Below are 26299 nucleotides of genomic sequence, written 5' to 3'. Positions count from 1 at the left end.
GAAAAACCTTTCTTTTCCACTGAATCCTCTTCGAAGAATTCAGTTATTTTTTTCTCCTTATCTAATAAAATTATGTTAGAATGTATTACGATGGAAACGAGGTGATAGAAATGCAACCATTAAAAAATCCAGGATTAGCAGCAGTCCTCAGTGCTCTTTGGTGCGGACTCGGTCAAATTTATAACGGCCAAATTGGAAAAGGAATTATCTTTATTATTATTCAAGCAATAAATGGCCTTCTTATGTTTCTTTTAATTGGCTTTATTACAGCACCACTTATGTGGATTTGGGGTATGATCGATGCATATCGAGTAGCAGAACGAATGAATCGGCAACATCAATCAAGATAGCAAAAGCCTAGTGTAGCTGCCGTGTTACACTAGGCTTTTATGCTAAGTTAAAATGAAGCGTTTTGGAGGATCGGCACAATGAATTTATATTTTCATAGTTATTCTATATAACTAAGCTATAGGAATTCTTCTATTTTATTATCATCTTAACTCTTTTCTTATTTGCTCTTTCCATTTATTAATATTCACGATTGCCTGTTTCTCCCCACCTAAATATATATCTTCAATTGTCATAGACCACAGTTTTAGTTTACGCTTTCTTTCTTTACTTGGAATAGGGGTTGTGATTTTATCTACTGATTTAACTATTTCTCGATTCTTTTTGAGAATATATGGAGTACTCCAATTATTATCATAAGCGTTAATAAATAGTTTGACTAAATTTTTATATCCTTCTTCTGTATAATTTGAAGGATGTTGTATCATATAACATGAAACAAGCCAAAAATGCAGCTCATACAGTTTAGGGTCATTATGCTCCCAAACAAGTGGAAAACCGAATTGCTGATAACATGAAAGTCCATCAGTCTCCCTAGCTCCACATTCAATGCATATCCCAGATTCCATAACAGTGTTATTATCAACCATGTACCATTCAAACTCCTTTAATACATTCATTAATGATCATTTTATCCTTTGACGTAGTGGCAATGTCAACTTCATTCTTCATCTTGGAAAATCAATGATAAATTTGTGATAACTAGGCATTGAACCTACTAGTATTTGCTCCTTAGTTCATAATAATCAACTTTCCTGATTGTATTAATAAACTAAGGATTACCAATACAAACACAAGAATACAATTATTAGAATGCGATCTTTTCGTATCTTGCAAGGCTTTATTTTTTAATGCAATATGATGAGTAAATTAAGATATAGTCCATGAATACGCCCTTTAATTAAAAAATGAGCCTAGTTGAGCTCATTTTCAATTCTTTACTTCAAGAACCACAACATTTTCCACCTGGGCCGTCCACGGAAACATATCTACTGGCTGGATCGACTTCACTGCATAGTTCTCTTGGCGTAGCTCCTCCACATCCTTCGCTAATGTTGCCGGATTACAGGAGACGTATATAATCTTTTTCGGCTTTACTTTCTTAATCGTTTGCAAAAGCTGCTTGTCACAGCCCACTCTCGGTGGATCAACGATGATCACATCAGGCTTCCAACCTTGCTTAATCCACTTAGGCAGTAAGTTCTCCGCTTTTCCTACTTCATACGCCAAATGATGATATCCATTTTCCTGTGCATTCATTTTTGCATCCTCAATCGCCTCAGCAATGACATCCATCCCTCTCACTTCAGCAACCTGATCAGCAATCCATAACCCAATTGTTCCAACTCCACAGTACGCATCGACTACTTTTTCTTTTCCCGTGAACGCTCCAACTTCCTTTACTTTGTTGTAAAGCTTTTCGGTTTGAACCGGATTCAGCTGGAAAAACGCTCTTGCTGATAAAGCAACCGATCTTGAACCTAATTTCTCAACAATCGCGCGATTCCCAGCAATCACCTTCGTTTGATCACCGAAAATGAGCGACGTTTTCTTTTCATTCACATTGTGAACAATCGATTTCACTTCGGGCAAGCGCTGATTGATTTCCGCAATAATTGCATCTTGCCTCGGTAGATCATTAGTTTTCGTCACGAGAACGACTTGAATCTCTCCTGTCTCAAACGCTACTCGTGATACAACCGAACGAATCGCACCTTTATGCTTGCGCTCTTGATAAATCGACACGTTTAAATCGGTTAATATTTGCTTGACAACTCTAGTCACTCGATTAATCGCTTTGTGCTGGATGGGACACTCAGACAAATCAACAAGCTCATGGGAGTTTCGTGCATATAGACCCGCTCTTACGAATTTCCCCTCCTTCTTTACTTGCATTTGACTCTTATTTCGATAGTGCCAAGGGTTGTCCATTCCAATCGTCGGTTGAATGTTCAACGTATCGATATTCAGCTTTGTATGACGCTCAAACGCTTGTAAGACAATACTACGCTTTTCTGCTAATGTCGCCTCATAATTCATATGCTGCAGCTGACAGCCTCCACATTTTTCATAAACTGGACAAGGCGGATCAATTCTCTCACTTGATTTCTTCCTTGTTTTTAACACTTTCGCCTCCGTATAACGAGGGTGGATTACCTCAGCCTCTGCGACTACCTCTTCACCAGGTAACGCTCCTCTTACAAACACAACCTGCTTCTTAAAATAGCCGACACCTTCTCCATTAATTCCAAGTCGTTTAATCGTTAACGGAAACTTCTGTCCTTTTTCCATTTGATTTGACTTCATGTTTTGACTTTGTCCCTGTCTCTTCATTCTACTCAACTCCGATCACACAATTCCCTTCATTATAGCATAAGAAGCCGACTTCATTTAAAGCTATCAGCATAGGTCAAGGGAAGGAGCATTCTAAGGATCAAAGTGCACCTATGGCCAATATGGTGCAGGATTCTCCTTTATACTCTCGTAAACCTGCGCCTATTTCTGGGGTGATGCTCGTTCCCTCTCTCTTCTCTCACAAAACTGCGCCTATCCCCGTAAGTAATACACGCTTCCCCTCTCTATTCTCACAAAACTACGCCTATCCCCGGGGTAGCACATGTTTCTCCTCTAAACTCTCACAAAACTACGTCTATCTCCCGGGGTGGTGCTCGTTTAAATAACGAAGAAACGTATTCCAACCTGCAAATTTCGATGTACTCCGTTTACTTTTCTTCTACAGAAAGTTGGCATTTCTATATACCTACGAAATCTTCCTAAACTTACTAGGCCTCTTCCCTCTTTACCTCTGATAAAATAGATACAGCAGAAACAAATAAAGGAGAGATAACGTGTCAATACCTACAGATATTGCCTCATTACAAATTATGGCACATGTTTATAAGAAGGAAAGTATGCAAACTATTTTTGAGAAAACAGTGGAAAGCTTAGTTGAACAAGTTCTATACATTGATTGGGCCGGAATCTATATTTACGAACAACTCGATCATAAGCTTGTCGCCGCTTCATCCTTTGAAGATGATTTGAAATGGGAATGTAACGGAGAACTAAAATTTCCTATAACCAATTCGTCTCATGAGGAAATCGGTATGCTCATCGTACGAAGTCGCCAACCAATCGCCTTTGATGTAACAGATGTCAGTACACTTGAAACGATCGCAGCCGCAATTGGTCAAGAAAGTTGTGCCAATTAAATAAGAAAAAGGGCACTAAAAAGTTGGGATTTTAACTTTTTTTGTGCCCTTAGAGGCGTTATGAGAAGCCGTTAATAGGGTTCGCCAACAAAGGTAATCCTCATTCCTCTAAATCAGAGAAAAGTCGCATTCTGAGGTGAAAATGTAACTTTCATTCCGCTATTTTGGCTTTTATGGCTCCTTTTGAACTCATTTAGCTTAAATAGAGGAAATGAGAAACCGTAACGACATAAAACAGGGAATGAGGGGGAAATAGAGGAATGAGGAGCCGCATAGAGCACTGACCTTTGTACCCGCATAATGACGATCCGTTACGAAATTTTTAGCCACCTCTCTTTTTCTTGGTCTTCCTAACCTCTTTCTCTTTAGCTTCTTTAAGGAAATGGTAATGCCTCAAGCTGCTTCTGCAACATTAAATCATCCAGGCTTTTAAAGACATACCCTTGTTCTCTTAGGTCATCAATGACTCGCGGTAATGCTTTAGCATTGTCGCTTGAAACTGAATGGATGAGCATAATTGCCCCTGGATGGATCCGTTTCATAATTTGTTCATAGGCATATTCTTCTCCCTTTTGCTTATCAACCTCCCAATCTTTATAGGCCATCGACCAGAACACGTTTGTATAGCCCAGCTTTTGCGAAAGAGCCAAGGAACGTTCGCTAAACTCTCCTCGAGGCGGACGTAAATAGTGCATCTCCTTAACACCTGTTAGCTCCGTAAACCGTTCCTTTACGTTATTTAATTCATTAAAAAGTCGTCCATCACCAACCTTTGGTAAGCTAGGGTGGTACCAAGAATGGTTGCCAACAATATGACCCTCCTCAGCCATTCTAATAACAATGTCTGTTGCATCCTCTAAATAATGCCCCGTTACAAAAAAGGCTGCTGGTACTTGTTTTTCCTTCAATACATCTAAAATAATCTCGGTATAACCATTTTCATAGCCGTTATCAAACGTTAAATACAACTCTTTCTGACTCGTGTCACCGATAAAAAAACCGCCCGTTTTTTCAAGCAATTCTATGTAATGAGACTCTGTTGTTACAGGTTTTTGATCCTTTTCCGGCTTATAGCTCCAATTATAAATCGTCTCATCATAAGCAAACGCGTTTGGAGTGAGAACAAAAATGAACAGAAAACTAAGCACAATAACAAGCAACCGCTTTTTCATGCTTTCAACTCCTTTTTTTCTTTTATAATGCCATTCCTGTTCACTCTTTATGTATGAAAGCTAAGACTAGACAAAGTGTTCCTGTCTCAAGAAGAACCATTAACAATGACGCCACAAATAACACGCTCTATTAGTCGGTTCCTCATTCCTCTATTTCTGCTTTATCTCTTATTCTGGCCGTATTTTGCTGAAACAGTGGAAAAAAGATTCCCTTTCTTCCTTAAGCAGTCGGTATTTCCCCTTAATAACGAAAGTGGATTCCTTTTAGACTAACCCTTATAACCAAAAAGAAATGCCCCATCAGGAGCACTTCTCTTCTTTTGCATTGTGAGGAGCCGTTTCAACGCTCTTCATTGAATGATTCCGCTAACTTCTTCGGTTCTTCTCACATGTCTCCCTCGAATTTTAATACATTCGTATCTCTTTAAAATACTCGTTCTTTAAACTGTTCAAGCTTCTCTAATGACGTCTTATCGACATCAGCATGTAAGCTATTTCCGTGTGAATCCATTGTGACAATTGCTGCAAACCCTTCTACCTCAAGGTGCCACATTGCTTCAGGAATTCCAAATTCCATTAGGTCAACCCCTTTTACTTCCTTAATACAGTCTGCATAGTATTGTGCTGCACCGCCGATCGCATTTAAATAAACCCCTCCATGCTCTCCAAGTGCCTTCAACGTTTTTGGTCCCATACCGCCTTTTCCGATCACCGCACGGATACCAAATTTCTTCATAATGTCTCCTTGGTACGGTTCTTCACGAATACTTGTCGTTGGACCAGCCGCCTTAACGTGCCAGTTTTCCTCGTCGTCCTTCATCATAACTGGACCACAATGGTAAATGATTTGTCCATTAAGGTCAATCGGCGCATCATGCTCCATTAAATGATGATGAATCGCATCTCTTCCTGTATGCATCATGCCATTAATAACAACGACATCTCCTACTTTTAGCTCACGAATTTGTTCCTCAGTAATCGGTGCCTCTAGCACTACCTCACGAACCTCTTCCGTTGCTTCTGCAACAGCAACTTCTTTTGAAGGTTGTTCCAAATCAACCGTTTCGTCATCCTTATACAACCAATCAACAATATCGCCTGATTGCTGATCTAACACAACTCCTAACCGACGATATGCCCAGCAATTGTACGCTACCGATACGAAGAAGCTTGCTGGTAAACGATTCATCGCACCGACCTTACAGCCTAACAGTGTCGCTTCACCACCAAAGCCCATCGTTCCAATACCGAGCTTGTTAGCATTTTCTAACACATATTCTTCTAGCTTGCGTAAATCTTCATTTTCATTCACGTCATCGACCGTTCGGAACAGCTGCTCTTTTGCCAATGAGTAGCTAGTCGTACGATCTCCACCAATGCCTACTCCAATAAACCCTGCACTACAGCCTTGTCCTTGCGCTTGATAGACCGAGTGCATGATGCATTTACGAATACCATCTAAGTCACGTCCGGCACGACCTAGTCCTTCTAATTCTGCCGGCAAGCTGTATTGAACATTTTTGTTCTCACAGCCACCCCCTTTAAGAATTAGACGAACATCAATGACATCCTTTTCCCATTGCTCAAAATGAATAACAGGCGTACCCCCACCAAGGTTATTACCACTATTTTTCCCCGTTAACGAATCGACTGAATTCGGTCTTAGCTTCCCGTCAGCTGTCGCCTGTTCAATCGCTGCATAGATTGCTTTTTTCATTTCAATTTGATTGACACCTACAGGTACTTTAACCTCAAATGTAGGCATCCCCGTATCCTGACAAATCGGTGAAATGTTCTCATCGGCCATACTAATATTATCTGTTATCGTTTTCAAAGATAGTGCAGCACGAGTACCGGCATTCTCTTTTGCCTTCGCTGCTACAATCGCACGTCTTACGTCATTTGGTAGATTTGTAGACGTTTCCACAATTAGCTTATACATACTCTCCTGAAGCTTCTCCATACCCATTATCAGATCTCCCTTTCCATCTATAAAGTTCTTACTATCATCTATTATAAAGCGAGAAGCCTATGAAAGAAAAGGAAAAGGGGCAGACTTTAAGGACATTGAAAAACCTTACTTTTCAATGTCCTTCAGACTCCCTTTCTCTCTTACAAAAGCCCCTTACTACTTGTTTCATTCATAAGCAGATGATCGGTTTTGTTCGTATAATGAATGAGTGGCGAATATTTTCCTTCTCGCCATTCAATACTTGTCACACTCGTATTCGACAATTGAAACGGGCGCTTATGCCTTGGCCATTGTTCACCTACGATAATATACATTAAAAAGATGCTTAGAAATCCGCCGTGGGAGACTACTGCAACATGTTCATTCATATGTTTCTGTAGCATCTCCGAAAGAAAGTGGCTACATCGATTCGTAATCGACTCAGCTGATTCTGTCCCTTCGATTCCTGATAGAATAATTGACGTCTCAATAACATCAGGATATTTCTCATATATCTCGGTCCGGGTTAAATTTTGTAATGGACCTAAATGAATTTCACGAACATCTTGAGCTTTCACTGGTTTCACATCGATATGATTGGAAATAATCGATGCTGTATCCCACGCTCTAATTAAGTCACTACTATATAAATGAGTAATATGCTTTTCTTTTATATAGCGTCCAACCAACTCCGCTTGCTTTCGTCCGTTGTCCGTAAGATGGTACTCTTCCTGACCTTGGATTCTCCCTAAAGAGTTCCCCTCTGATTCACCATGTCGAATCAAGTACAGCTTCATCTATTTATTCTCCTTTTTGTTGCCAGCCTTTGCGAAATTGCTTACACTTTTCTTCAATATCATCTAACATTGCAAGCACGCGATCAATTTCCTTCACACCTGCCTCCTCTGGATCAATCTCATCTAATACATGTAAAACCGTGTGAAGTCGCTCGTGCAATTCGTCCATTTGCTTTCCTTGTTTCATGCTTTCGCCCCTTTATTCGCTCAAATTCTTTTAAATTGTAACAAACATACACACTTGAAACAATCACCCTTTGTCTACCACTCGTCATATCACTTGTTTTACGTTATGATTAGAATGGAAAGGAGCACGATGGTAGTGATACATACGAAACAACCGATTACGCCTAACCATGATCCGTGGGAAGCGTATGAAGATATAAAAGAATACGGCAAAATGACCTTAACAAACATTGAATTTACTACGACGACGTTATGCAATATGCGCTGTGAGCATTGTGCGGTTGGTTATACATTACAGACGAAGGACCCCGATCCGCTCCCGTTAGATTTGTTAATTAAACGGCTTGATGAGATTCCAACGCTGCGCTCCTTTAGCATAACAGGTGGAGAGCCTATGCTTTCGATGAAATCGGTCGATCAATATGTCGTACCACTTCTCAAATATGCACATGATCGTGGCGTTCGTACACAAATCAACTCGAATCTAACCCTTGATTTAAAGCGATACAAAAAGATCATTCCTTATTTAGACGTTCTTCATATATCCTATAATTATGGGAGCGTTGATGATTTTGCTTCAATTGGCTTTGCTGTCATGGATCGCAAGCCAACCATTGAGCAACGAGAGAAGCTATATAATCGAATGATTGAAAATGCAAAAGCTCTAACAAGTGAAGGAGTACTCGTCTCAGCAGAAACGATGATCAATAAACGAACACTTCCTCACCTTGAAAAAATTCATGAGAAAATCGTTGAAATGGGCTGTCAACGGCACGAGATTCACCCTATGTACCCAAGCGACTTCGCAAGTGCATTAGAGGTCGCTTCACTTGATGACATTCGCGCCGGCATTCATCGTTTACTTGACACACGTCATGAAGACGTCTGGATGTTATTCGGTACGTTACCGTTTTATCCGTGTAATGAGAACGAGGAAGATCTACACTTATTAAAGAGGCTTTATGATGCGAACAATGTCACGGTGCGAAATGACCCAGATGGGCGTTCACGTTTAAATGTAAATATTTTCGATGGCAGTGTGATCGTAACTGACTTCGGTGATGAAGGGCCATCCCTTGGAAACATCCAGCATACACGCTTACAAGATTCTTACGATAGATGGCTTCAATCTCCACTTGCACAAACTCTCCACTGTCATTGCCCAGCTGTACAATGCCTTGGTCCGAATGTGCTCGTTAAGGATGCTTATTATCCAACAATTGATTTTCAATCACGCAAATCAAACATCCAGTAAACTATACGGTTTACTGGATGTTTCCCTTCCCTCAAATCTGTACACGAAAGCAACTGACTTTTCTCATTGCGTAGAATAAATCCCTTCCCATTTTAATAAAGATAGTAATGCGAAAAGGGGGAATCGAAATGGCAAGTTAGGTTTTCGAAAAGAAGAATTATATTAAACCAAAATACGATGACGGTCGTGCGAATTACGAACATAACCCACCAGACCAATTTACTTTGTTTAAATGTGTCGTTTTGGCAGGATCAATTATAATCTAAAAAGATCCGCAATAGAGAAAGAGCACTGAATAAGTTTGGTTCTTACCTTTTCTAGTGCTCTTTTGGCAATGTACGAAAGCGAACATCGGTTGAAGTTATATCACCATAGGTACTAGGAACTTTTTCATTAGCTTCCATTAGCGGTCTTTTTTAGCCTACAATAGTTTGGTTTAACTGTAAGGATCTTCATTTAAATCGAAACGAAGTCGATCGCTCATTCTCTTTCATGGCTTATTACCGCGGCTTACTAGAGGAGATAAATGTGAACGAAAGATGATCTTGAACAGGAATCCATGATCCGACACCTTGCTGAGTGACATTTTTCACTTCTAGTCTTCTTTTCCCACCTTTAAACGTTAAATAAACCTCGCCATACGTTACTTTCCCTTTTTCATGAACAGCCGGAACATGACTGTACAAATACCCCACCTGCTTAGCAGGAACGTTATACTCATTTTGCTTTCTCGTTCCTTGTCCAATGACCGTTTCAAACGCAAGAGGTAAATTCGTTTCTTCTGCTGCATGAATCATCATCATTTTTTTTACGGCTTCACTATTCGGTATTTTAGCGGTTAAACCACCCGTAAACTTCTTCTGTTGCTCTTGGTAATAGGATAGTTTCTTTGAACTGTTCCCACCCCGATTATCGACAAAGTTCGTATTAATTTTCTGATGTTGCCAATTCACTTCCGTACTTTCAGATTGATACGATAACGGCCATTCTCCTAAATAAATCGATGCCCGAAAGCCAATTGCTAATTTTGAATAGTGGATCGTTGATTCATTTAATAATTTGACTAAATCAGGGTTTTCAATTGTAATGTCCGTTGTACCCATTAATTCATCTGCAAGCTCACTTGGCTGCAAATAAGGTAAATCTTGTGTAGGGTTCGTATACGTATTTTCCTTACCGATTTTAATGACAGTATCAGGCACATCAAAGTTGCTTTCCTTCTCTTTCGTCTTATCGTCTTCTGATTCAGCTAGCATATGAACCGGAGACAGCATAACAGCCAACATAACAATGAACCATATGAGTACACGCTTCATCGTACACTCCTCCTTCAATCTAAACTATTTTATGAGTAGTTTGAGCAGAGGAAAAAGATATTATCCATCAAAAGGCCAGTAAAAAGTTTGATTACAACTTTTTACTGGCCTGATCGTTAACTATGTTCATTTTTTACTTTTTCCCATTGAATTTTCTTCTCAACTCTCGGATAGAACCATTGAATCATTGGGCCAATTAAAACGGTAACTAAGATCGTTCCTAATCCAATCGGTCCGCCAACGAAAAAGGCTATACTTAACGCAAGAAGTTCAGTGATCGTTTTCGCAATTAAAAAATTCACCTTTAGCAAATCTTTAATCGCGAGCATCAAACCATCAACCGGAATACGGGCAAACTTAGCTTGTAAATAGATAGAGGCACCAAAAGCTATAATGACAATACCTAAACACAAAACAATGAGCTGTAATAGAAACGTTGCAAAAAACGTATTAGAAAAAATATACAACAACCAAAAATCGATAAAATATCCTAACACAAAAATCGTAACAATTGAATATAATTCAGGCTTGGCTTTTGCAAGTAAAGCATTTAGAAAAATTAATGCAATACCTATAAAAATAACCCAGTTGCCGACAGTATATGTCGTCATATTTGCTAAACCAACATTTAAAGCATCCCAAGCGCCCGTGCCTAATCCAGATATAATCGTTAACGATATTCCAAATGAAACGATAAATAATCCACCGACATAGCTTAGAACTCTTATTGTAAAAGCATTCATTCGTTATAACTTCTCCTTATTTCTTTTCGTATCCATCGATGTCCGTTCAGCAATATCTTCACTGATCTTTCGCCAATTTCCGTGGAAATAATAGCCGATTGCAAAGAAACTACTCACAATAAAACTAACTCCCATCCCAAGTGCAATCCCATTTTCGCCCCAAAAATGCGAAAACAATGCTGTTAATGGGTATCGAAGCAACCAGAATGAAATGATATTTAGCATTAAGATTGGGAACATTGCTCCGGCAGCACGTGCGATCCCATTTAAAACAAAGTTAATGCCTAAAAAAGGGTAAAAAAACGCAATCGTTTGAACGTACATTGTACCAAATTCAACTGTTTGCTCGTCTTGGATAAACATTTGAATGAGTGGTCTTGCACTAACAAAGACAATCAAACTAATCATAAATGAGACGACAACAATTAATCCTACAGCTTTTTTTGCTATTTCATCTACTCGTTTCCACAGCCTAGCACCGATATTTTGTCCTGCCATACTATTAACAGCTGAACCTAACGTTAACGCAGGAAGCATGATATAGCTATCTAAACGTTGAGCAGCACCAAATCCAGCAACTACATCTTCCCCATAGCTCGTGACGACACTCATAATCGCTAAGATTCCTGCTGATATTGTCATCATCGAAAGCCCAGCAGGTAAACCCATTTTAAACAGCACAATGAAGTAATTACGATCCGGCCATGTCGGCACTTGAAACGGAATTCCCGCCTTCTTGATCGAAAACCATAGACCATAGACAAAAGCTGTTCCTTGCGCGACAATCGTCGCATAAGCAGCTCCATCAATTCCTAAATTAAGCACATAAATAAAAAATGGATCAAGTATGGCATTTAGTAACACAGCGATAAAAATAAAACGGACAGGTGTACGACTATCTCCCATCGCTCTAAGTACGGTTCCAATAAAATTATAACCAAATAAAAATAAAATACCGACAAAGTTAATCTGCAAATATGATTGCGCTAGTGGAAGGACGCCCTCAGGTGTCCCGAGCAAGCGTAAAATCGTCCCTGAAAAAAAGAAGCCAATAAAGCCTAACAATATGGTTAACGTCCCAAGAACGAAGACAAACGCATTTAAGGATTCCTTTAGCCCTTCCTCATCTTTTGCTCCTTTACGTTGACTAATAACGGTTAATGTCGCACCATTTAATCCAATAATAAAACTTAAAATCGTAAAGATCACAGTTGCTGAAATCGTGATCGCAGCTAACGCATCAGCCCCTAACAAGTTTCCAACCCAGATGGAATCAATTAATTGATAGGAGGATTGTAAACCATTACTCAAAAAAATCGGCCATGAAAAGATAATCATCTTCTTTAAGATCGGTCCATGTGTAAAATCGAGCTGCTCTGCTTTCATGTTCTTTCCTTCTTCCGCACCATGGGATCAAATTACATCTGCTTGAAACTTTCCGTCACTTGAATACTGTCTTTCACCGATTGAACGATCGGGCAATTTCTTTTCGCAATTTCAAGTGACTTCTCTATTTGCTGATCACTTGCAGAACTTCCTACTATATTAAAATGAAGATGGATATCTGTCACTTCATTTGCACCTGCTTCATTCCTTGTCACATCCGCTTGAATCGTAATATCGTCATATGTAATTCGCTTTTTTTCAAGAACCTTACGTAATACTCCACCGCTACAAACCGCAACAGATGACACTAGTAGCTGAAACGGTCGAAATCCAAATTCCTCATTCCCAGAAACATCTAATGTCCCAAATTCAAACTCACCTTGAAATCCATTCTCTTTCATTTTAAATTCCATCATTCCACATCCTTTTCTTTCAATTCTTCAGTTTAGTCTAACATACGTTTGCTTAAGATGTGACATCCCAAATACAAAAATGCGATAACGAGGGCACTAATAAAGTTTGGTCATCCGCTTAAGGGCCGACTCCTGTAGGAGGAAAGGGCAGGTTGAAATCCACCGGCGTGTGGTTATTCAACGTCCTCCATCTCAGTAGCGGGTTCGAAGCTTAGTAACAAATCTCTAAACAAAAAAGCCTGTCAACCGTCTCGCTTTTGCTAGACTTTGTTGACAGACTAAAGGTGGCCAACGTAATGTGGCCACCTTTTATTCACCTAATTCAGCGATCATTTATATATTATTCAACGAACAATGTGGGGTCGAAACGATTTTTATCTTTTGGAGACACCTCATCTCATTCATGTTAAAAAACAATCTTGAAAATCTTTGTTATCCTCCAACGTAATCACCTCATTAAGAATTGACTACAAAATCAGTTACTATCCTATTGTGCCTTTGAACAATGATGATCGTGAACATTTGGTGAGTGAGTAACAGCTTTTGCTGTCCTCGACTATTATCATGTCCGTTTGTCATGAAACTATACAGATTTTTTTAGGAGATCAGACATTAGCCCAGTGGCTTTTTTTGATCGAAAGGAAGCTCTTTTCCTGAGATTCTCTTCGCAAAAAAATTGAGAGCTTGTCTCCCCAAGACAACCGCTTGAATTATTCTTTCAATTTCTTCACTTCTTGTGCAACGCCCTTCGTCGCTTGAATCACGTCTTCTGAACTTTCTTTAATATGAGAAACAGTTTCAGACATCGTTTTCAGATCGGTGGAAATTCCTCTTATAGCTTCAGAAATTTCATTAGAAACTTGCTTCACCTGCGTCGTAATTTCCTCACGATGATCACGAATAAAACGGACGGCTGCTGATGCACTATCTGTTACGTTCTTACACTCCGAAGCAACCTTCGTTCTCCACTCCTTCTTTGCAAGGACAAGGCCAACAGCCACTGCTCCACCAATCCATAAGCCTTTGCATAATGAACTACATTTCTTCTTCTTCGTTAATTCGGTCTTTACTTGTTCACTCATCATCCCATCCTCCTTCACAAGTCTTTCTTTTATTGTACCAACAAGCACGCAAAAATGAAAAGAAAGGGATGCACGAATTCACAGTGCATCCCTTCATATCGATCAATCCTTAATTATATGCTTGTGTGAGGAAATCATCTGTTTCAACAGATTCAAAGCCTTCATACTCAGCACTTTTCAACTCGTTTAACTCGTTTGCTAAGCGCTCTAACTCTTTTTGCATATCCTCGATCATTCGCTTTTGAGAAACCGTCATATGACCTCGCTCCTTTTTTCGTCGTTTTCCCCTGATTGAGCACTCGCTCAGTTTTATAATAAAAAAAAGAAATTCATTACTTTTAAAGTTAAAAATATTCTAACAATAATTTAGTGATTTGTAAATAGTTATTGCTCATTTATTTGTTGAATTAAATTTTTTTCATATTGTTGTCTCTCTAACAACTCATTGAGACGCTCCACAACAACATGATCTGTTGCCTGATTCGATAATGCATGCAGCTTTTGCTGACGCTGTTGATCTGCCTGCTTTTGTTCCGCTACGCCAGCGTGATACGATTCAGGCCTGTTAAATGGTAATTGATCGACAGACGGCTCTTGACCTGTCAAGTATGAATATACCCATTTGATGCGACTATAATACAACCTTCTGCTCGCTAACACACGTCTCCATATTTGCCGCTCTTCTCGATCAATGGCAATAACAGATAAATAATCGATTCTCAATACGTCTGAACTTTCATATTGAAGGATGCTTAGCAGATCACGAGGATTAATTTCACGAGCATATAACATATAACTCAACGTTACCACCTCTACATGACTACTCTTATTGAGGTTGTTAAAAAAGGGCGGGTTTCCACTTTTGAATGACCTCGTTTCGTATGATGCACAATTCAACTTTTCGAAAAATTATAATAATTCAATCATTAAGTGGGGCATATCTGTTATAATAGTTGTATTACTAAAGAAAAGGTGATGTTTAATGCGTAAACATTTAACATCGTTTCAAGACCTCGTTCAACAAAACAAAAAACAATTACTCGAAGACCCCAAAGCTCTAGACGAAATTGAAAAACGGCTAGAAGACAGACAAATGAAAGCAAGTCTCCAACACGTACAAGACGATCCCGACCAAAAAGAAAACTAACGACCCTATCTACAAGCTAAAAATCGCTCAGACCTATCATCCTGATCGATTTTTTCTTTATGCGGGCATTCAAGAGGAACGCCCGCATGATTACCACCATTCTATGCTTTACGTTCATATATATGCACGTTCACCATTAAGCTCCTATTAAAACCTTTTCATTCCTTTGTTAACGTCATAAATTCATCAATATCTGCTAAAACGACATCTATAGCCCCCTGCCAAAAGTCAGGCTTCGTCAAGTCAACATCGAGATGCTTCCGAGCTAACTCCTCAACACTCATTCGTGCAGTATCCACTAACAAGGCAATATAGCTTTCCTCGTAAGAGCTGCCCACCTCCTGCGCCTTCTTATACAACCCGAGACTAAATAAATAACCAAATGTATAAGGGAAATTATAAAAAGGGACACCGGTTATATGGAAATGCAATTTAGATGCCCAAAAAGTGGGTGAGTAAGTTGACAGTTGCTGCCCATATGCCTCCTGTTGTGCAGTGATCATTAAATCATTTAATTGCTCAGCCGAAAGCATACCTTCTTTTCTTCGTTCATAAAAGCGAGTTTCAAATAAAAAACGAGCATGAATGTTCATGAAAAAGGCGATAGCTCGAGAAATTTTATTATCCAATAGCGCAATTCTCATTTCTTTCGTGTCTGCTTCCTCCACTAATGCATCTGCAACAATAGCTTCAGCAAATGTCGAGGCCGTTTCAGCAACATTCATCGCATACCGTTGTGCTAATGGCTCCTTCTCCCTCAAACAATGCGCGTGAAACGCATGGCCCAATTCATGAGCTAACGTCGCCACGTTAGACATCGAGCCGTCATACGTCATAAAAATTCGTGATTGCTTTGACAGAGGAAACGTTGTACAAAACCCCCCTGGTCGTTTATGCGAACGGTTCTCAGCCTCCACCCAACCATCTCGCAAAGCTCCTTCAGCGAACACCGCTAGCTTCTGACTAAAACGTTTAAAGTGGCTAATAATCAATTCACATGCCTGCTCGTAAGGAATGCTTTGATTGTGCTGCAGTGGCAATGGTGCATTCACATCATAAATAGCCAGTTTCTTTATTCCTAACAACGTTGCTTTTCTATCCATAAAAGGATAAAGCATTTGTTTGTTTTTCTTAATCGTATCCCACATCGCACTCAACGTTTCGTCCTTCATTCGATTCATTTCAAGCGGTTCCTTTAAAACAGAAGTCCAGCCTCTCGCTTTATACAACTGAGTACGGAAACCAGCCAAATGATTTAAAGTGGCCGCAAACAGTCCAGCCTCTTCTCCCCAAACTTTCTCCGATAAATGGAAGGCTCGTTCACGAACTTGACGGTCTGCATCGTGGAGCAAATTTTGCAATTGTCCTGCTGATAGAAACTTTTCTTGGCCATCCTCTACAAATGGTATACTCATTCGACCGACTGCCTGTTGATACACCTTCCCCCATGCATGGTAGCCATCAATAGCCAATTGTGCTGCTAGCTTCTCTTCAGCTGGTGGAAGCTTTTCCTTCGCATTCTTCCTTCTTTCCAATAGGTGGAAGGATATTTCTTTCATCTTCTTCTTTACTAATAATTGCTTCCACTTTGCTTCAGACAGCAGGGTTAGTTCAACATCAATCATCCCCCAAATTGTTTGCAAAGCTGTCGACTGTTCCGTTATTTTCCCCTGCCATAAAGTTGCTTTTTCATCCTTAACATTTTGAGCGGTTAAACAACTGACAAATGCACTCGCCTCTCTTACACGCTGCATCGCTTGCTGAGTGTCAACAATAATTGATTCGAGCTCTTCTACCGTTCTTATTCCCGATTGCAATCGTCCTTCCAGCTCATTGAAAAAATCATCCGTTCCCTCGACAAATTGCTTAAATTCACTTGATGTACTACCTCCCTTAAAGATAGAAGAAAGCTCCCATACGTCTGGATAATTCATACAACTCCCCTTCCCTAATTTGAGGCACCTTAAAAGTTAATAACCAAGCTTTTTCAGCGACCCTTTATTTTACTAATAGTCTATTTCAATATCGTTCATTCTATCACCTTCACAACGAGGAATGATACGTACAAAGTCCGATCCTTATATACTAATTAACAAGATTACGGAAGGATTCGATGGAAAAGAATGGCTGTATCAAATGGGGACATACCGAAAACAAAGGGGAAATAGCTACAACTGGATGTTAGACATTTGTGGGTTGAAATAAAGTTTGATCAAAATAGGGCTATAACGCATGATTCAATAAAAAGATCGGAGCCTATTTTTGAAAAAAACAATAATCAAAACAGGCTCTCAATATATTTCGTTCCATAAATTTTTATAAAAAATTCGATCATTTTCTACCTTTGGTCTTCCCAAGCGGACCCTAGATAGTTTAAGAGAAAATACCCTTCCAACCCTCTTTTCGGTTCCATGAACCTTGTAAGACCCCTTATAATTCCATTAATGTATATTGATTCAGAGTTTCGCACTATTAGACGATTGATCTAGCAATTCTAAATCCGATATCATCTATATAAAAATCAGGCATGCTCTTTCGACGACAAGTAGATCCACATCCACGTTCTTCTTCTGCCCAACTTCCTCCACGAATTATTCTGTAATTTCCAAATGTCTCTTCATCGTATAAGTCCCAGCACCATTCCCAAACATTTCCGATCATGTCATATAAGCCCCAATCATTAGGCTTTTTTTCACCAACTTCATGTACTCGTTTGTTAGAATTATCTTTATACCAAGCAATTTCATCAATTTCACCATACCGATATCCTTTTGATTTTGCCTTACAAGCATATTGCCATTCAGCATCGGTCGGTAAACGAAAACCATTAGTACTATAATTGCAAATAACTGATTTACTTTCATTATCAAAATCATAAAACTTTTCATAACCCAGCGCACCAGATAATAAATTACAAAAATTCATTGCATCTATCCATGAAACATTCACCATTGGTTTTCGAGCATCAGTTGTTGATAAAAATTTGTTCCCCATAATATTCGCATAAAGATCTTCTGTCACCACATATTTGGCAAGATAAAATGGCTTTATCTCAACATTCCAAATAACTTCCCGTAAATTTTTTCTAATACCCGGCATTCCAAATTTATAGTTTGAACTAATCCATTTTTGATCGTTTCGAAAATCTCGTAGGCGGATTTCTCCTTCAGGAATAAACATCATTAAATCGTTTAAGTAGTCATTTAAATTATCTACCATTGTCCTCTCCTAGTCTTGAATTAATGTTTTTAGACACAACATTTAAAGATCTTTTAAGGATTATTGTTTAAAAGTTTCTTCACAATATCATACCAATATTAATATCCAGTTTTATTTTGAAGTCTATTCAAGAACATGGCTCATCGTATTGTGGTCTATCACTATGTTAATTTCACCATAAAGAGCCCGTTTAGACAAAGCTTATCCAAACGGGCAAAAAAGTGCAACATTTTTATAAACGGTACGACTTTATTTCAAATCCACAACATTCAACATAACAAATTTATCGTTGTATATTGCACAAACTGTGGCTACTCAGAGCTCTATAATAGTGAAATGTCTAGCACATCAAATGTCCTTGATTTCTTTTTTGGATAGGCTAGTTCGTGTGCAATTTACGGTATTGTTTCAAACAATGTGCGGCTTTGTTGAGAAACAAGCGGTGTGGCAGAGCCATTGCCCTCTTTACACTCGCTCTCAACTACTCTACAACGATATTCGCATAGAAATTAAAAGCAGTGTCTCTAGTCCATTATGCTAAAGACACTGCCTCAACTATTTCCATTTAGCCATTAAGCATACCAACATAAGGTGAAATATCCACATCTAGACGGTCTGCTAAGTTATGTCCTAACTGTTCATCAGCACGATAAAAATTGCAAATTGCGATTAACCGAGTTCGCTCCTCTACTTGTGAAAGCTCCGAGACTACATTAGTCACAAGAAAGTCCTTTTGCTCCTTCGTGTACTCACGGTAAATGTCCCCTGCTTCCTTGAAATCCTCCTCTTTCGCTATGTGTTTACTAGCAAGTTGCTTCATTAACGGGTATCCCATTAACACTTCTAATCCTTGCTTAACATCATTTGATTGATTACTCATTATGAATCCCCCTATATCCTCATTTCACATCGTTGTCACTCTAGACATGACCTACAAGAAAAATCGAATTATTTATAATAATTATTATATGATTATATTTATCATTGTATACAATCAATTTAAAGCTGTCAACTTTTATTTATAATAATTATAATTAAGAGGTTCTCTTTAAAAGTCTTGATAATAGGAGACCGCAGAAACATATAAATCAACCTTTTATCCTCTTTACTTTGACTAGCAGTGTGTAGAAGTAAAAATCGATCTTCAATACTCTCGACGATGTCTCTCTCTTTGTTATACAATCGTTTCAGTTTCCATCTTAATTTTATTTATGATTTATTCTCAATTAGAAACTCGATAAACTATTTAATTAAGAATAGGAGCTTTATTTCACCCATTTTCTTAATAGAGATAGTAGCACCGAGCCTTGCTTGTAGCGAAAGGGAATATCAAAGTTTGTTGCCTGCTTCAGCAAACTCTTTTTCGTCGTAAAGGTTAAAAAGCTCTCATAGCCGTGGTAAGCTCCGATTCCACTCTCACCTTTTCCCCCAAACGGTAAGTGTGGTGTCGCCAAATGCATGATTGTATCATTAATACAACCGCCACCAAATGAAATGTGTTGCGTCATCAGCTCCTGGAACTCCTTCGTTTCTGAGAAAACATAGAGAGCTAATGGATTCGGATTACGATTGACCTTTTCCATGCAGTCCTCAGTTGAAGTGTATGAAAATATCGGTAATATAGGACCGAATATCTCTTCTTGCATAATAGACGCATCCCATGCCACATTCGTTAAAATCGTTGGCGATAACAGATCATTTTCAGCATCAACTTCTCCTCCTACTACGATTTCACCATCTTCCAAGAAGGATACTAACCGTTTCAAGTGACGCTCACTCACGATTTTTGGATAACGCTTCTGTCGTACACGTTTTGAAAATAACTTCTGCGTATGCTTTTTTAAAAGTGGTAGAAAGGAATCCAGCACCTCTTCATGCACGAGGACATAATCAGGTGCTACACACGTTTGACCAGCATTCAAAAACTTCCCCCAGGCAATCCTCTTAGCAGCCAAATCTAGCTTCGCACTTCGGTCGACAATGGCCGGACTTTTCCCACCAAGCTCAAGTGTTACCGGAGTTACATGCTCAGCTGCAGCCTTCATCACAATCTTGCCTACCTTTGTACTTCCAGTAAAGAATATATGGTCGAAGCGCTGTTCTAACAAAGCTTGACTGACTTCGACATCTCCTTCAATCACCTTCACATACTCATCATCGAAATACGTTCTAATCATTTCAGCAATGACTTTTGAAGTATGTGGGGTTAATTCTGACGGTTTGATAATTGCGCAATTCCCTCCGGCAATCGCTCCAATTAAAGGTGCAATTGCTAAATGAAATGGATAATTCCAAGGGGCAATAATCAAGCAAAGTCCATGAGGTTCATAATAGACGATACTTTTCGAACCTTTATGCGTAATCGGTGTCTTGACCTTTTTAGGCTGTATCCATTTTGATAAATGAGTAAGGACATGTGTAATTTCTTGGTAAACCGGGGCAAATTCCGTTAAGAATGCTTCTTCTTTCGGCTTATTTAAGTCAAGCAATAGCGCCTCTAACAACGGTTCCTCATATTCCTTTACCACTTCCTTTAATTGTTTTAACTGATTTAATCGAAATGTTAAAGAGCGTGTACTTCCATTCATGTAATATGCTTTTTGCCTATTAATGACCGTTTCCATAGCTATCTCTTCACTCCCGTCTATATTAACTCTTTCTACCATAATCAGCTTTAATTTCTCCCCACTTCTCGGTGTGCCATTTCTTAATTTCATTCTCATACTGATTCGTTTGTAGCCAATGTTCGGCACGGTCCATCAATGACCAAATGTATTCAGTTTGTAGATTTCTTTCTAATGTCGACTTTGCTTTCTTTTGCTTCACCCATTTAATCGCCGTCAAAGAATCCGAATAAATGGTTTTATGACTTCCTTGCTTATGTAAATAAGCGAGACCATGAACAATCGCCAAAAATTCACCCATATTATTTGTCCCTATTTTTATTTCATCATGGGCAAAGAGAATTTCCCCAGTTTTCGTATCGACTCCTTTATATTCAACGATACCCGGGTTCCCACGACAACCAACATCAACGGAGATACTATCCCATTCAATTTCACCATCGTCACATTGTGCTGTCTTCTTCTGCGCCTGTTCACCTTTCAGTGCTCGCTCCGCTTCTTCTCTAGTTGGGTAAGATTTGAATTTAGCACCGACATACCCTTTCACCTGTGCTTCACATTCCATCCACGACGTAAAAATCCCCGTCTTACGCCCTTTCCAAACGACATAAAATTTCTTTTTAGCCAATTTAACACCTCATGAATAAGATTTGTTGTTAATGAAATAGTAACAATGAAATAACGAATTGACAAAGAAAGGAGCATATACTCATGAAAAAGCGCAACCCGCAAAAGGACAAAGCCATAACGAATAACAAAACACCGAAAGAATCACTACTAAACGAGGAAGTCGCAAGCGAAATGATTGATAACGGATCAAACAAAGCGAATAATAAAACACGATAGTATCCTTTCCTAGACTTATTTCTTTGAAAGCTTTAACGTATATCATCGCCTCTTTTGTCCAATAATGGTTCTAAAAAGAGGTGATGAGCATGAATATAAGTATTAATCGTAAGCGTACCGTTCAAGAGGCTGGAGATTTAATTAGCACGAAAGGCAATCACCTTTATGCGATCATTGAAGATAAAGGTGAGCGCTTCCCTTATCACTTAGTCTGCTTGAAAACGTTCACCATTGTCGAAAGCTATGACACTCTCCCTACGAATAAAGAAATTGAAGAAGATACCGGAGAAAAAATCAACGGCATTTACGATCACACCGATTCTCATATTAGTGTGTCATAACAAATCGTAACAACGTCTTTTCTAATTGGCCGTTGTGTGAATCCGTTAATAACGTTTTGCTCATAAATTCGTGTATCAAGTGTGGACGACAGCTTTTACGAACCTACTTGCATACGACCAACCAACAACTGTAATCCTCATTCCTCTTAATAAGAGGAGGAACTCTTCCTGAGAAGAAAATGTAGTCCTCCTTCCGCTATTTTCTCTTTCATGGCTCCTTTTGAATTCATTTAACTTAAATAGAGGAATGAAGGAACCATAACGACATGAAACAAGGAATGAGGGGAGAAATAGAGGAATGAGGAATCCCATCGAGAGCCCTTACAATGAGGTTTGGGTACAACTGAAAATCGGGTTCTTTCAATAAGCAAAATCCTGCTCTACCTGCTAATCCTAACTATATCCCTTTAAGCGAAAACAACACGTAAAGCTACCAAGCTCTACGTGTTGTTCTTTGTCTATTTCGCTTCTGCCTCTTGCTCTTCAAACCATTCATCTAACACCTTCGCATCCAAAACTCTAGCCTCAACAAAGGCAATTTGCTTGTCAATAAATAAAGGCTGCCATTCGATCTTGAGATCCTTCGCCATACCAACAAGCGTCAATAGCTCCTGCCATGCCACATAGCGCTTATACCAGAAGAATTGAGGCTGTTCTGTCATATATGGGTAGAGATCATCAAACTCAGTGTGCTTACAATCAACCGTTCTCTCAAACTGTCGTTTCGCCGCTTGAAGGCGTTGTTCAAAATAAGAATGTAATTGTTCTTGCTCCATGTTTATGATACCCTCCCATTTAAAAAAAGTTATTCTCTATATGTCTATCATACCACGATCGTCATCATGACAAAAGGATGACGATTGGCACAGATTCATATAATGTTACCAATATGTCCATCATTCGAAAACGTTGGGAATTTTCGGTTTTTTTCGATCCCTTCTAGCAATGGGAAAAGCCGTTACCTGTTTTGATTAGCTGATACGAGTACTCTTCTAGTGTCAAGCGCGTAACGAGTGCAGTTCTTGCTAGTCAAATCCATCTTTTTTATTCACACTTCCAAAAATAGACAACATGCAATGATTGACGCTTTCATTCAATCTCGCTATGATAGTATGAGTGTCAATTGTACGAATACGATAGACTTATAAAGAAAATCCTAATAAGATGGGAGGTTAGTCATGCTCTCCGTCAAAAAATCATTAAATAACAATGTCCTCGTAGCCACAGATTCTAAATATGGTGAAGTCGTTCTTATCGGTAAAGGGATTGGCTTTGGTAAAAAAAGTGGTGAGACGGTATCTGAGGAAGAAGCAGAGAAATTTTTTATTTTAAAAGAAGCAAAAGAGCAGGAGCAATATAAGCAGCTACTTGATTATGTCGATGAAGGGTTTATTGGTTTAATGGATGATATGATTCATTTAATCGAAAAACGCTTCTCCATCAAGCTCCATGAGCATATTCATATCGCCTTAACTGATCACTTATTCTATGCAGTGAAGCGTGTTAAGCAAGGTCTCGATATTTCGAATCCCTTCCTTACAGAAACGGAACTCGCTTATCCGAAGGAGTATGCTGTTGCCAGTGAATTAATCGAATACTTGAATGAGTCACTTGGCATTCACATTCCACCTGGCGAAATTGGCTTTGTTACATTGCATATTCATAGCGCCTTGTCGAACCGTTCTCTATCCGAAGTCAATAAGCATACACGATTAATTGGTGAATTAGTCCAAATTATCGAAAATGTCTTATCGATTTCGATTGATCGCCAAGACATAAATTATTTACGATTAGTACGACATCTCCATCATGTCATTGAACGAATCGAAAAGGAAAATTACATCGATAATCAAGAAACTTTAAAAAGAGTGTTGCAAGAAGAATATCCAATATGCTACAATCTTTCTTGGAAATTGATGAAGATTATGCAACAAACATTGCACCGTAATGTTCCTGATGCTGAAGCCGTTTACTTAACATTACATCTTCAGCGTCTAGCTAAAAAATAATGTCATTTTTATTATTCTTTTTACCGTGTGACTGGTCATGCAGGCATGAGAGAAAAGAGAGTAATTCACATTGATTAGGAGACAATAATGTTATCCTATATCATTTGTGATACTTCTTTTCACTCATGTCTTTTTTTGTTGTATCGTCTTTATCAAACTAATTAATGAGGAGGAAATGTAAATGTTTAAGAAGTCTTTTGGTGTATTGCAACGTGTAGGTAAGGCACTTATGCTGCCAGTAGCGCTTTTACCAGCAGCAGGTATTTTGCTTGCATTTGGTGATGCTCTGCAAAACCCTGATATTACCTCTGCGCTCCCAGCACTTGAAGCAACTTGGGTTGTCATGCTAGCAAGCATCATGCAAAGTGCTGGTTCCATCGTTTTTGATAATCTTCCGCTTTTATTCGCTGTTGGGGTAGCGATCGGTTTATCAAATGGAGACGGTGTTGCCGGACTTGCTGCCATTATCGGTTACTTGATTATTAACGTAACGATGGGGGTTATGGGTGGTATTAATGCAGACATGATTAATGCTGAAAACCCACAGTATAGTTTAATTCTCGGTATTCCTACTTTAGGAACAGGGGTATTTGGTGGGGTAATCGCCGGTCTACTAGGCTCCTATATGTATAACAAATTTTTTAACATTGAGCTTCCACCGTACCTTGGGTTCTTTGCCGGAAAGCGCTTTGTTCCAATTGCAACTGCTTTTTTCGCCCTTTTCGTTGGGATTCTTCTACATTTTGTTTGGCCTTCTGTGCAAACAGGAATGAACGCGATCTCTTACTTAATGGTCGATTCCAATCGTACGCTAGCTGCTTTTATCTTTGGTGTGATTGAACGTGCATTAATTCCATTCGGATTACATCACATTTTCTATTCACCATTCTGGTTTGAATTTGGTCAATATACAAATGCAGCTGGTCAGCTCATTCGTGGTGACCAACAAATTTTCTTCAATCAAATTCGCGATGGTGCCGAGTTAACAGCTGGTACATTTATGACGGGGAAATTCCCATTCATGATGTTCGGACTTCCAGCAGCAGCACTAGCAATTTATCATTGTGCACGTCCTGAAAAGAAAAAAGTAGTAGCTGGAATTATGATTTCTGCTGCCTTAACGTCTTTCTTAACAGGGATTACAGAGCCACTTGAATTCAGTTTCTTATTCGTTGCTCCGTTACTATTTGCGATTCATACGATATTTGCAGGTTTATCATTTATGATTATGCACATGCTTGACGTAAAAATTGGTATGACCTTCTCAGGTGGGGTTATAGACTTCTTACTTTATGGTGTCTTACCAGGTCGTACAGACTGGTGGCTTGTTATTCCAATTGGTTTAGTATTTGCTGTGATTTATTACTTCGGCTTCCGCTTTGCCATTAAGAAATTTAACTTAATGACACCAGGACGTGAAGAAGACGAAGAAAATGAAGAAAAACCATCAGGCTCTACATCAGAATTACCATACAATGTACTGAAAGCACTTGGCGGAAAAGAGAATTTAACGAACTTAGATGCTTGTATTACACGTCTACGCGTTAGTGTTGATGATGTCAATAAAGTGGAGAAAGACACATTAAAGAAGCTCGGCGCATCTGGTGTTATGCAAATGGGCAATAACATTCAAGCGATCTTTGGTCCTCGTTCTGATCAAATTAAATCACAAATGCAAGATATAATAAGTGGACGTACACCAGCTCCCGTAGAGGAACAACCAGTTGAAGAAAAGACAGAAAAAACATCATCTACTATAAATGGTGAGCTGTCGTTCCACGCACCAATCACTGGGACTGTTTTACCAATCACTGAAGTTCCTGATCAAGTATTCTCAGGTAAAATGATGGGAGACGGCTTTGCCATTGAACCATCAGAAGGCTTAGTCGTTTCACCTGTAAATGGTAAAATTATTAATTTCTTCCCAACGAAGCATGCGATTGGTATTTTAGCTGATTCAGGTCAAGAAATCTTAATTCACGTTGGTCTTGATACGGTGAACTTGAAGGGTGAAGGCTTTGAAGCGCTTGTTTCAGAAGGTGACACGATTACACAAGGGCAGGAACTTCTAAAATTTGACCTTGATTATATTGGAACGCATGCGACTTCTACGATCACACCGATTGTTTTCACGAACTTAGCTGAGGGACAATCCGTTAACATAATCTCAGAAAACAGCGTTAGTCGCAATGACAGTGAAATCATTACTATTAACTAGGTAAATAAGGGCACCAAAAAAGTTAAAAACTTTT

The 26299-nt window shown here is 39.1% G+C and carries 28 protein-coding genes; 9 read left to right on the top strand and 19 right to left on the bottom strand.

Annotation, left to right across the window (positions count from 1 at the left end; all coding sequences use genetic code 11):
- The first annotated feature begins 110 nt into the window (after positions 1–110).
- Positions 111–350 (top strand): hypothetical protein, encoded by a 240-nt coding sequence (locus JCM9152_RS11600; RefSeq protein ID WP_035344366.1) that lies wholly within the window; start codon positions 111–113, stop codon positions 348–350.
- Between the two features lie 141 nt (positions 351–491).
- Here the strand turns inward: JCM9152_RS11600 and JCM9152_RS11595 are convergent, their stop codons facing one another.
- Together JCM9152_RS11595 and rlmD are read right to left on the bottom strand one after the other, a co-directional pair.
- A complete protein-coding gene (locus JCM9152_RS11595; protein WP_035344364.1) occupies positions 492–938 on the bottom strand; it encodes a DUF5946 family protein in 447 nt (148 codons plus the stop codon).
- Between the two features lie 340 nt (positions 939–1278).
- Positions 1279–2682, bottom strand: a complete 1404-nt coding sequence (gene rlmD / locus JCM9152_RS11590; RefSeq protein ID WP_081728014.1) for a 23S rRNA (uracil(1939)-C(5))-methyltransferase RlmD — start codon at positions 2680–2682, stop codon at positions 1279–1281.
- Positions 2683–3197: 515 nt separating this feature from the next.
- Here rlmD and JCM9152_RS11585 point away from each other — a divergent pair.
- A complete protein-coding gene (locus tag JCM9152_RS11585; RefSeq protein WP_035344362.1) occupies positions 3198–3560 on the top strand; it encodes a hypothetical protein in 363 nt (120 codons plus the stop codon).
- A gap of 374 nt (positions 3561–3934) precedes the next feature.
- Here JCM9152_RS11585 and pdaA read toward each other — a convergent pair whose 3' ends face one another.
- The 4 genes from pdaA to JCM9152_RS11565 all read right to left on the bottom strand — a co-directional run bounded on the left by pdaA (position 3935) and on the right by JCM9152_RS11565 (position 7667).
- A complete protein-coding gene (pdaA, locus tag JCM9152_RS11580; RefSeq protein ID WP_035344360.1) occupies positions 3935–4732 on the bottom strand; it encodes a delta-lactam-biosynthetic de-N-acetylase in 798 nt (265 codons plus the stop codon).
- Positions 4733–5156: 424 nt separating this feature from the next.
- Positions 5157–6695: a fumarate hydratase gene (locus JCM9152_RS11575; RefSeq protein ID WP_035344431.1), complete on the bottom strand. Its 1539-nt coding sequence runs from the start codon at positions 6693–6695 to the stop codon at positions 5157–5159.
- A gap of 149 nt (positions 6696–6844) precedes the next feature.
- Positions 6845–7480, bottom strand: a complete 636-nt coding sequence (locus tag JCM9152_RS11570) for a histidine phosphatase family protein (RefSeq protein WP_035344358.1) — start codon at positions 7478–7480, stop codon at positions 6845–6847.
- A 4-nt stretch (positions 7481–7484) separates the two neighbouring features.
- Positions 7485–7667, bottom strand: a complete 183-nt coding sequence (locus JCM9152_RS11565) for an SE1561 family protein (RefSeq protein ID WP_035344356.1) — start codon at positions 7665–7667, stop codon at positions 7485–7487.
- A gap of 129 nt (positions 7668–7796) precedes the next feature.
- Between JCM9152_RS11565 and yfkAB the strand changes: the two genes are divergently transcribed.
- On the top strand, positions 7797–8921 hold the full coding sequence (gene yfkAB / locus JCM9152_RS11560) for a radical SAM/CxCxxxxC motif protein YfkAB (protein WP_035344354.1): 1125 nt from the start codon (positions 7797–7799) through the stop codon (positions 8919–8921).
- 500 nt (positions 8922–9421) lie between these two features.
- Here the strand turns inward: yfkAB and JCM9152_RS11555 are convergent, their stop codons facing one another.
- The 7 genes from JCM9152_RS11555 to JCM9152_RS11530 all read right to left on the bottom strand — a co-directional run bounded on the left by JCM9152_RS11555 (position 9422) and on the right by JCM9152_RS11530 (position 14662).
- The gene (locus JCM9152_RS11555; RefSeq protein WP_035344352.1) at positions 9422–10237 is read right to left on the bottom strand and encodes a YfkD famly protein; all 816 of its coding nucleotides are present in this window, start codon (positions 10235–10237) and stop codon (positions 9422–9424) included.
- Positions 10238–10353: 116 nt separating this feature from the next.
- Positions 10354–10980 carry a YczE/YyaS/YitT family protein gene (locus tag JCM9152_RS11550; RefSeq protein ID WP_035344350.1) on the bottom strand — a complete coding sequence of 209 codons (627 nt, stop codon included), beginning with the start codon at positions 10978–10980 and terminating at the stop codon, positions 10354–10356.
- Between the two features lie 3 nt (positions 10981–10983).
- Positions 10984–12366 carry an MATE family efflux transporter gene (locus tag JCM9152_RS11545; RefSeq protein ID WP_035344348.1) on the bottom strand — a complete coding sequence of 461 codons (1383 nt, stop codon included), beginning with the start codon at positions 12364–12366 and terminating at the stop codon, positions 10984–10986.
- Positions 12367–12398: 32 nt separating this feature from the next.
- Entirely contained in the window at positions 12399–12779 is a 381-nt protein-coding gene (locus JCM9152_RS11540) for an OsmC family protein (protein WP_035344345.1), read from the bottom strand.
- 710 nt (positions 12780–13489) lie between these two features.
- The gene (locus JCM9152_RS11535; RefSeq protein ID WP_035344343.1) at positions 13490–13861 is read right to left on the bottom strand and encodes a hypothetical protein; all 372 of its coding nucleotides are present in this window, start codon (positions 13859–13861) and stop codon (positions 13490–13492) included.
- Between the two features lie 109 nt (positions 13862–13970).
- Positions 13971–14117: a hypothetical protein gene (locus JCM9152_RS22835; RefSeq protein ID WP_162831724.1), complete on the bottom strand. Its 147-nt coding sequence runs from the start codon at positions 14115–14117 to the stop codon at positions 13971–13973.
- 128 nt (positions 14118–14245) lie between these two features.
- The gene (locus JCM9152_RS11530) at positions 14246–14662 is read right to left on the bottom strand and encodes a hypothetical protein (RefSeq protein WP_035344341.1); all 417 of its coding nucleotides are present in this window, start codon (positions 14660–14662) and stop codon (positions 14246–14248) included.
- Between the two features lie 181 nt (positions 14663–14843).
- On the opposite strand from JCM9152_RS11530, the gene JCM9152_RS21915 reads away from it, so the two are divergent.
- Positions 14844–15008 carry an FbpB family small basic protein gene (locus JCM9152_RS21915; protein ID WP_081728013.1) on the top strand — a complete coding sequence of 55 codons (165 nt, stop codon included), beginning with the start codon at positions 14844–14846 and terminating at the stop codon, positions 15006–15008.
- Between the two features lie 158 nt (positions 15009–15166).
- Here JCM9152_RS21915 and JCM9152_RS11525 read toward each other — a convergent pair whose 3' ends face one another.
- Complete coding sequence (locus tag JCM9152_RS11525) at positions 15167–16942, bottom strand: M3 family oligoendopeptidase (RefSeq protein WP_035344339.1); 1776 nt, start codon at positions 16940–16942, stop codon at positions 15167–15169.
- A gap of 538 nt (positions 16943–17480) precedes the next feature.
- Positions 17481–18227: a formylglycine-generating enzyme family protein gene (locus tag JCM9152_RS11520; RefSeq protein WP_035344337.1), complete on the bottom strand. Its 747-nt coding sequence runs from the start codon at positions 18225–18227 to the stop codon at positions 17481–17483.
- 135 nt (positions 18228–18362) lie between these two features.
- On the opposite strand from JCM9152_RS11520, the gene JCM9152_RS23295 reads away from it, so the two are divergent.
- Positions 18363–18605 (top strand): zinc ribbon domain-containing protein, encoded by a 243-nt coding sequence (locus tag JCM9152_RS23295; protein WP_081728012.1) that lies wholly within the window; start codon positions 18363–18365, stop codon positions 18603–18605.
- Positions 18606–18792: 187 nt separating this feature from the next.
- On the opposite strand, the gene JCM9152_RS11515 is transcribed toward JCM9152_RS23295, so the two are convergent.
- The 3 genes from JCM9152_RS11515 to rnhA form a co-directional block, all read right to left on the bottom strand.
- Positions 18793–19107: a catalase-related domain-containing protein gene (locus tag JCM9152_RS11515; protein WP_035344334.1), complete on the bottom strand. Its 315-nt coding sequence runs from the start codon at positions 19105–19107 to the stop codon at positions 18793–18795.
- Between the two features lie 385 nt (positions 19108–19492).
- Entirely contained in the window at positions 19493–20893 is a 1401-nt protein-coding gene (locus JCM9152_RS11510) for an aldehyde dehydrogenase (protein WP_235715693.1), read from the bottom strand.
- Positions 20877–21479: a ribonuclease H gene (rnhA, locus tag JCM9152_RS11505; RefSeq protein ID WP_035344332.1), complete on the bottom strand. Its 603-nt coding sequence runs from the start codon at positions 21477–21479 to the stop codon at positions 20877–20879. Before rnhA ends, JCM9152_RS11510 begins: the two co-directional genes overlap by 17 nt.
- 83 nt (positions 21480–21562) lie before the next feature.
- Between rnhA and JCM9152_RS23700 the strand changes: the two genes are divergently transcribed.
- Together JCM9152_RS23700 and JCM9152_RS11500 are read left to right on the top strand one after the other, a co-directional pair.
- Positions 21563–21697: a hypothetical protein gene (locus tag JCM9152_RS23700; protein WP_268870723.1), complete on the top strand. Its 135-nt coding sequence runs from the start codon at positions 21563–21565 to the stop codon at positions 21695–21697.
- A gap of 89 nt (positions 21698–21786) precedes the next feature.
- Positions 21787–22038 carry a hypothetical protein gene (locus JCM9152_RS11500; RefSeq protein WP_035344330.1) on the top strand — a complete coding sequence of 84 codons (252 nt, stop codon included), beginning with the start codon at positions 21787–21789 and terminating at the stop codon, positions 22036–22038.
- Positions 22039–22496: 458 nt separating this feature from the next.
- On the opposite strand, the gene JCM9152_RS11495 is transcribed toward JCM9152_RS11500, so the two are convergent.
- Positions 22497–22814: a hypothetical protein gene (locus JCM9152_RS11495; protein WP_035344328.1), complete on the bottom strand. Its 318-nt coding sequence runs from the start codon at positions 22812–22814 to the stop codon at positions 22497–22499.
- A 402-nt stretch (positions 22815–23216) separates the two neighbouring features.
- Here JCM9152_RS11495 and glcT point away from each other — a divergent pair, with 402 nt between their 5' ends.
- Together glcT and ptsG are read left to right on the top strand one after the other, a co-directional pair.
- The gene (gene glcT / locus JCM9152_RS11490; RefSeq protein ID WP_035344326.1) at positions 23217–24047 is read left to right on the top strand and encodes a glucose PTS transporter transcription antiterminator GlcT; all 831 of its coding nucleotides are present in this window, start codon (positions 23217–23219) and stop codon (positions 24045–24047) included.
- Positions 24048–24228: 181 nt separating this feature from the next.
- Positions 24229–26265, top strand: coding sequence for a glucose-specific PTS transporter subunit IIBC (gene ptsG, locus JCM9152_RS11485; RefSeq protein ID WP_035344324.1), 2037 nt, complete (start codon positions 24229–24231; stop codon positions 26263–26265).
- Positions 26266–26299 lie beyond the last annotated feature (34 nt).

It is taken from the genome of Halalkalibacter hemicellulosilyticusJCM 9152 (genome assembly GCF_000513115.1).
Taxonomy (GTDB): domain Bacteria; phylum Bacillota; class Bacilli; order Bacillales; family Bacillaceae_D; genus Halalkalibacter; species Halalkalibacter hemicellulosilyticus.
Note: the sequence above shows the minus strand (reverse complement) of the source record. Positions and strands in the feature narration are given on the sequence as shown.